The sequence below is a fragment of the Chloroflexota bacterium genome (assembly GCA_026389585.1).
Lineage (GTDB): Bacteria > Chloroflexota > Dehalococcoidia > UBA2247 > RBG-13-53-26 > JAPLHP01.
Genome location: JAPLHP010000076.1, coordinates 19,941 through 27,163, shown reverse-complemented (window position 1 = coordinate 27,163; position 7,223 = coordinate 19,941). Strand labels below are relative to the sequence as shown.

The following is a 7,223-nucleotide window of genomic DNA, read 5'->3' as shown; positions in this document are numbered from 1 at the left end:
ACCGCCAAGAAAGATGACCGCTTTTGGCGTGGGCGCTTGATCTCTCCCTCATATCCCTCAACAATGGGGCTGTGCGTTTTCCAGTACTCCTCCTCTTCCTTCACTGAGCGAAACTTCGGACTCGGATACTGTTTCGTTTTACCTACCATGATTCCTCTCTTATTTCAGTCTTTTCCTATAATGTGATTTCTCTTCATGAGTCATTTCTAAAGAGTCTTGACAAACTACCACACAAGCCACATGTTGGACTACTAAGCTTGCGCTGCAACGTCATATTTGATAAGCTTGAACCCCTCGGAAAGAGGCCATGGTTTCAGGTCGTCAGCGAGGAATCAGGCACTCTACGGTGTCTTTGGCCAGAAGGATATGAGGTTTGAGAGCAGCATCGAGATCAACGCCACTCCAGAGAGTATCTGGTCAACCCTCAGTGACCCTGAGGAATGGCCCCGATGGATACCATCGCTGAAGAAGATAGAGAAGCTCTCCGCCGGTCCACCAGGCGTGGGTTCGCAGTTCCGGATTACTGCCAGGGACAGCATAACAGTTAGATTGTCGATGAAGATTACAGAATTTGTGCCGGGGGAACGAGTGGTAATGCAGGGGAAAGTCCTGGGCACCAGGATCACCCGCTATTATGCACTGACGCCGATAAATGGCCACACCAGAGTCACCGCCGGCGGTGAAGCCTCCGGATGGCTGGCATGGCTGATCAGCCGGGTAGGGCGAGCGCTGTCAGAAGAGATTGTACAGAGCTTCAAAAAGAAGATTGAAGGATAAGTCTTTCATTTCAGGAGCAAGAAGATGTCATCTACCATAGACGAACTGGAGACCAAGGCCCCGGCAGCTAAGGCTGCTTCCAAGAAGCTGGCCCATCTTTCCACCGAAGTGAAGAACAAAGCCCTGCTGCACATTGCCGATGGACTGGTTTCGAGCCAGGACGAAATTCTTTCCGCCAACCAGCGCGACCGTGCTGCGGCAGAGGCATCGGGGATGAGTCCAGCGATGCTTGACCGCCTGCTGCTCAATCCCAGCCGCATCGCTGGCATGGCCGGAGATGTACGGGCAGTGGCCAGTCTGCCCGACCCCGTGGGAGAGGTTTTCGATATGCGCACACTGCCCAATGGACTCCAGATTGGCAGGAAGCGAGTGCCCCTGGGAGTGATCGCCACTATCTACGAGAGCCGCCCGAACGTCACGGTGGATATCTCCACCCTGTGTCTCAAGTCAGGCAATGCGGTGATCCTCCGCGGCGGCAAGGAGGCCATCCACTCCAACCTGGCGCTGGCCAAAGTGGTGCAAAAGGCAGCCTATGAAGCTGGCATACCCGAAGGCGTCGTCCAGATCATCGAGTCCACGGAACGGGCCGTGGTGGACCGTATGCTGAAGATGAACGGCATCATCGACCTGATCATTCCCCGGGGAGGGGCGGAATTGGTCAGATTTGTGGCCAGCCATGCCGCCATGCCGGTGCTGGCGGGAGGGGTGGGGGTCTGTCATACCTACATTGACAAAATGGCCAAATTGAATGACGCCGTAGCCATTGTGTATAACGCCAAGGTCCAGCGTCCCACGGTGTGCAATGCACTGGATACCATCCTGGTCCACGCCGATATTGCCGACCGCTTTCTGAAATCGATTGCCAGGGAGTTCGTCAAGGCCGGTGTGGAGATGCACTGCGACAAGGCTGCCCTCCAGATACTCAAAGAGACGCCTTCCCTGAAGCTGGTGCCTGCCACCGAGCAGGACTGGGGCAAGGAGTTTCTGGCCCTGATTGCTGCCGTCAAGGTAGTAAAATCACTCGATGAGGCCCTGGAGCACATCGACCGTTACGGTTCCGGGCACTCCGAGGCCATCGTGACGGAGGAATACTCGGCAGCCATGCGCTTTCTGGACGAAGTGGATGCCGCCTGCGTCTATGTCAACGCCAGCACCCGTTTCACCGATGGAGGTCAATTCGGCCTGGGGGCCGAGGTAGGCATCAGCACCCAGAAGTTTCACGCCCGTGGCCCACTCGGACTGAAGGAACTGACCAGCTACAAGTGGATCATCTTCGGCAGCGGCCAGGTACGGCCTTAGGATGGATCCGTGCACTGAGTGTCAGGTCCCAAACCTGACCCGTATGTCATTCCCGCGAAGCTTGTCCTCGTGCAAACGGGGAGCGGGAATCCAGTCCCCTATGAGCTACGAGCTATCAGCTATCAACTATGAGCCATCAGCCATGAGCCATGAGCGTGCCATTCTGAGCGCAGCGAAGAATCTCGATTGCTACGCTGATTCGTGCAACCAACCACTAGGAGCCTGGGTCACGACTATTTGCCCAAAGCTAAGCTGGGCGCAAGCGAACGGTTGTTTTGTGCCTAACTTATCCGCGTTGTCCGAGTGGTGACCCACCCTCCTAGTGGCGGAGGAGTCCCTCAACCGAGAGGTCCTCGTCGAGGTCCTCCCAGTGAATGCCCACTCCCTTTCCAATCAGCCGCCAGTTGTTCCTCTGTTTGGCCGTGGCTTTGCGCAGTGCAGGAAACCATTCGAGGGGAACGCTGATGACGCGTCCATCGGATAGCTGCACATTCATTTTGTCAGCCTCAAAGTGAACGTCTGTGGCAAGAGCATTTGTAGCTTTAACTGCCGAAGTGCTCATTCCATCTCCTCAGGAATAGTTCTCTATTTGTCTCAACTAGTTGCCGTAACTCTCTAAGTTCTGTGGCATTATAGCCCACGGATCTGGCCAGGGCAACCGGTTTCAACCAGAATTTGGCGTAGTTCCCAGCTGTCTCAACGTGAATATGAGACTGGTTCGTAGCCTTCGTTGCTGAAAAAGAAGAACCTATGTGCGCCGACTCTCAGTACCGTTGGTACTACTAGCCTCAACAGCATTATAATATATAATCTGCAAGAAGGGAAAGAGGGTTAAGAGATGGATTTCCACGTTGACATTGGGCCTCAGTACGAGGGTGAGACGATCAGAAAAGAGGATATGTATGTCGAATTCGGCGGGCCGAAGGCCGCTGCCAAATTCGAACTGGTCACCATGAAGAGGCCGAATGAGGTAGAGCATGAAAAGGTAGAGGTGGTTGGCCCCGACATCAAGGACATGCGGGAAGGCAGCAGCCAGCCACTGGCCATTATGGTTGACATCGCCGGAGAGAAACTGGAAAAGGATATGGAGCCTGTGATCGAGAGAAGGCTACATATGTATTCCAATTACATCGAAGGTATCTACCATATGAACCAGAGGAGTGACATCTGGATAAGGTTGAGCAAGTCTGCCTTCGCTAAAGGGTTCGATTCCCTGAAGGAGTTCGGTGAGATACTCATTTTCCTCTTCACTTCGGAGCTGTCTGTCATTGAGAAGATATCCGTCACTTTTACCACCGATGAGAAGAAGGTACAGGAATTGCTGCCACAAGCCCTGAAGGTCTATCAAGCCCGTGACGAGAGGCTGAAAGGTCTGAGAGAGGAAGACGTCGATGTCTTCTACGGCTGTATCCTCTGTCAGAGCTTCGCCCCGACTCACTGCTGTCTGATCACTCCTGAAAGAGTGGCCAATTGCGGCGCCATAAACTGGTTTGACGGCAGGGCTGCCTCGAAGCTCGACCCTGAAGGGCCTATCTTCGAGGTCCAAAAGGGCGACCTCATCGATCCGGTGAGAGGGGAATACAGCGGACTGAACCAGGTTGTGGCCGAGAGGTCACTGGGGCAGTACAGTCAGGTCTACCTGCACAGCGCCTTTGAGCATCCCCACACCTCCTGCGGCTGCTTTCAAGCTATTCTTTTCTATATCCCCGAAGTAGACGCCTTCGGCATTGTGCACCGGGATTTCGTCGGGCGGACGGTCATCGGGCAGACCTTTTCACAGATAGCCGGAGCAACCTCCGGCGGACGGCAGGTGGAGGGCATCTGTGGAATGGCGCTGGAGCTTATCCGGTCTCCCAAGTTCTTCCAGGCCGATGGCGGACTCCGCAGAGTAGTCTGGATGCCCAGGGTGATCAAGGAACGGTACAGGGAGGCCATACCCGAGGACATCTACGACAAGATAGCCACAGAAGAGACCGCCAAGGACACCGCCGAACTAATGGAATTCCTGGAGAAAGTGGGGCATCCCTGGATCAAGGGTGAGGTGGTGCTCCCCATATTGACCGGATAGCCAGACAAGACATCTGCCATGGCAATCAAAGGAACTGACGTCGTCAAGAAGCTACCCGAGGCGGGTAAGAAGAACTGCAAGGAATGCGGCTTCCCTACCTGTTTCGCCTTTGCCATGAAGCTGGCTTCGGGAGGGACCACCCTGGAGAAATGCCCCTATCTTTCAGCGGAGGTGAGAGCAGCGCTGGAGGATGCTCTGGCTCCAGCCATCAAACTGGTCACCATCGGTTCCGGCAAGAATGCTCTGCAAATCGGGAATGAAGAGGTAGTCTATCGACATGAGAAGGCCTTCATTCACCCCACTGGCATTGCCCTTCTCGTCGCCGACAGTGACTCCGATGCAGTTGTAGAGCAGAAGATCAAAAGAATAAAGGAACTGCAGTTCGAAAGGGTCGGCCTGACCCTCAAAGCTGACCTCCTGGCTCTGAATTTCGCATCCGGAGACAAGGCAAAGTTCCTGGGTCTGGTGAAGAAGGTTTGCAGCGACACAGATGTCGGCCTGATCCTGATCTCAGAAGACCTGGATGCCCTCTTCGCTGCCAGGGATATCTGTGGCGACAGGAAGCCTCTCCTCTATCCTATAACCAGGGAAAACATAGACCAGGCTATTCCCAGGATCAAGCAGAGTCCTGCCCCGCTGGGCGTTAAGGCGGCCAGCGTTGAAGAGTTGATCCCGCTGACCTCCAGATTGAAGGCCGAGAAGCTCGATGACCTGGTTTTGGACCCGGGCTCCAGAAACCTGATGGAAGGCATCCGAGATCAAACGTTGATCCGGCGGGCAGCGGTGAAGCAAGGCTTCAGACCCCTGGGCTACCCGACGATAGCCTTCCCCTGTTTTATGACCAGGGACGGGCTGGAGGAATCGCTCATTGCCGCTGCGTTCATAGTTAAATATGCCTCTATAGCAGTCCTTTCTGACCTTGATAAACATACACTTCTGCCGCTGCTGCTAGAGCGGCTCAACATCTATACCGATCCGCGGATGCCGCTGTCAGTAGAAGAGAAGTTCTACGAGATCGGCAATCCCAACCAGGATTCTCCGGTTCTGATCACCTCCAACTGGGCCCTGACATACTTCATTGTGTCTTCGGAAGTTGAAAGCAGCAGAGTCCCGTCCTTCCTCTGTGTCAAGAATACGGAAGGCCTGGGAGTGCTCACCGGTTGGGCAGCAGGCAAGTTCACCGGCGACAGCATCGGCCCCTTTATCAAGAGATGCGGCATAGAGCAAAGGACGAAGACGAGGACCCTGGTAATCCCTGGAAGGGTGGCCAGGATCAAAGGCGAGCTCGAGGAAGCTTTGCCAGGCTGGAAGATTGTGGTGGGGCCCAGAGAAGCCAGTGAAATTCCTGCTTTCCTGCCCGGCTTCGCCGCCAGCCTGAGGCAATAGCGGGGAAATATGACTACCACTGTTGTCATTGCCGGCAAGGGGGGGACCGGTAAGACAACTATCTCCGCGCTTTTGATCCAGCTCCTTTCACAGAAGGGAGCCGTGCTGGCTATTGATGCTGACCATGCCACCAACCTCAACCAGGCCCTCGGTGTGCCCCTGGGGGACACGGTGGGCAGTATACGGGAGGAGATGACACTGGCAATACAGCAGGGCACCATCAGCCCGGGGATATCCAAGCAGGATTACCTGGACTACAAGATCACGGCAGCTCTGGAGGAGTCGAAGGGTTTTGATCTATTGGCCATGGGGCGTCCCGAAGGACCCGGATGCTACTGTGCCGCCAACAACATGCTCCGCCTTTCTATCGATCGGGTAGGTCGCAATTACCGCTACGTTGTCATCGATAGCGAGGCAGGAATGGAGCACATCAGCCGTCAAACAACCAGGGATATAGATATATTACTCATTATCTCTGATCCTACCCAGAGAGGCATCAAGACCGCTGCGGCCATGAAAGCACTGATAAAGGAGTTGCGGACCAGCGTGAGCAAGATTTGCCTGGTGGTCAATCGCTCTCCCAATGGACTGCCTCCTGAGATAAGAGATACAATCAATAAACAAGGTCTCGAACTGGTGGCTACCATACCCCAGGACCCGAATCTGGCTGATTTGGAGGTCAAGGGATTGCCTACCACAGAGCTACCCGCAGACTCCCCTCTTCGAATCGGAGTGAAGGAACTAGCCAGGAGCATCGGGCTTCAGTAAAGAAAAAATGAGTCTCAAAGAGAAGCGATTGCTCAGTCTGAAGGAAATCGACGGTCCTCAGACGCCCCATGATGCCTTTCTCAAACGAGCCATAGATCTGAGAGTAGAGGCCCTGGGTCATATCAACAATGCCTCCAAGCTGGCAGACTACCTCGGCAGTGAAATAGAGTCCCTGGGGCTGGGCGAAGACTGGGCCATAAAGAAAGAGATTTTCCCGGGGATTGAAATCCATTTTATCTACAGAGGTGCTAATGAGGAATTCCCAGGCAGCCTCAGTGTCCTCTACGGCGGCCCAAAAATTAGTAAAAACAAGGGAGAGGACCTGGTTGAGATCACCATTGCCTGCCTGAACCATATGCTGCGATACGTCAGGGAAACCACGGATAATCCCTCGGAAATCTGCACGAGAGTATGAAGGAAACAAGTTCCAGGAAGATCGTCGACCAGTTGAGGCAAATCCTCTCCGGACACCGACCGGAAAGGGTTGAATTGATACGCATCTTGCAGGAAGTGGAGGAGAGGTTCGGCTATCTACCCCGAGAAGCCATGCTGGAGGTGGCCAATTTCACGCAGATTCCCGCCAGCGCTGTCTACGGCGTAGCCACCTTCTATAATCGGTTTCGCTTCACTCCCCTGGGCAGACACCCTGTCAAAGCCTGTTTGGGAACTGCCTGTCACATGCAGGGAGGAGCCCTGGTTCTGGAAGCCCTGGAAAGAGAGATGGAGATTAAGGTAGGCGATATTACCCATGACGGAGAGTTCAGCCTGGATCGGGTCGCCTGCATTGGCTGCTGCGTTCTGGCTCCGGTGGTAGTCATGGGTGAGGAAATCCACCCCAGAATGACGCCCTTCAAAGTGGAGGAGGTCCTGGCCAAACTGAAGGAACCCGAGCATCAGGAGACAACTGATAAGTAATTGAGGATCT

At 54.4% G+C, this 7,223-nt stretch carries 8 protein-coding genes and 1 pseudogene; 7 read left to right on the top strand and 2 right to left on the bottom strand.

Translation table 11 applies throughout. The features are described from left to right. Positions 1-276 precede the first annotated feature (276 nt). On the top strand, positions 277-777 hold the full coding sequence (locus tag NTZ04_06730; protein ID MCX5992002.1) for an SRPBCC family protein: 501 nt from the start codon (positions 277-279) through the stop codon (positions 775-777). Between the two features lie 24 nt (positions 778-801). Next, positions 802-2,076 (top strand): glutamate-5-semialdehyde dehydrogenase, encoded by a 1,275-nt coding sequence (locus NTZ04_06725; GenBank protein MCX5992001.1) that lies wholly within the window; start codon positions 802-804, stop codon positions 2,074-2,076. A gap of 319 nt (positions 2,077-2,395) precedes the next feature. On the opposite strand, the gene NTZ04_06720 is transcribed toward NTZ04_06725, so the two are convergent. Next, positions 2,396-2,638 (bottom strand): DUF2442 domain-containing protein, encoded by a 243-nt coding sequence (locus NTZ04_06720; GenBank protein MCX5992000.1) that lies wholly within the window; start codon positions 2,636-2,638, stop codon positions 2,396-2,398. Further along, positions 2,619-2,874, bottom strand: a pseudogene (locus NTZ04_06715) (DUF4160 domain-containing protein). Before NTZ04_06715 ends, NTZ04_06720 begins: the two are co-directional and overlap by 20 nt. Before the next feature lie 40 nt (positions 2,875-2,914). Here NTZ04_06715 and cdhC point away from each other — a divergent pair. The 5 genes from cdhC to nuoE are packed head-to-tail and all read left to right on the top strand — an operon-like array spanning position 2,915 to position 7,213. Next, complete coding sequence (cdhC, locus tag NTZ04_06710) at positions 2,915-4,144, top strand: CO dehydrogenase/CO-methylating acetyl-CoA synthase complex subunit beta (protein MCX5991999.1); 1,230 nt, start codon at positions 2,915-2,917, stop codon at positions 4,142-4,144. 18 nt (positions 4,145-4,162) lie between these two features. Beyond that, complete coding sequence (gene acsC, locus NTZ04_06705; GenBank protein MCX5991998.1) at positions 4,163-5,530, top strand: acetyl-CoA decarbonylase/synthase complex subunit gamma; 1,368 nt, start codon at positions 4,163-4,165, stop codon at positions 5,528-5,530. Positions 5,531-5,539: 9 nt separating this feature from the next. Beyond that, entirely contained in the window at positions 5,540-6,298 is a 759-nt protein-coding gene (locus NTZ04_06700; GenBank protein ID MCX5991997.1) for an AAA family ATPase, read from the top strand. A 7-nt stretch (positions 6,299-6,305) separates the two neighbouring features. Then, on the top strand, positions 6,306-6,713 hold the full coding sequence (locus NTZ04_06695; protein ID MCX5991996.1) for a hypothetical protein: 408 nt from the start codon (positions 6,306-6,308) through the stop codon (positions 6,711-6,713). Next, complete coding sequence (gene nuoE / locus NTZ04_06690) at positions 6,710-7,213, top strand: NADH-quinone oxidoreductase subunit NuoE (protein ID MCX5991995.1); 504 nt, start codon at positions 6,710-6,712, stop codon at positions 7,211-7,213. The genes NTZ04_06695 and nuoE overlap by 4 nt, the downstream gene beginning before the upstream one ends. Positions 7,214-7,223: the final 10 nt, after the last annotated feature.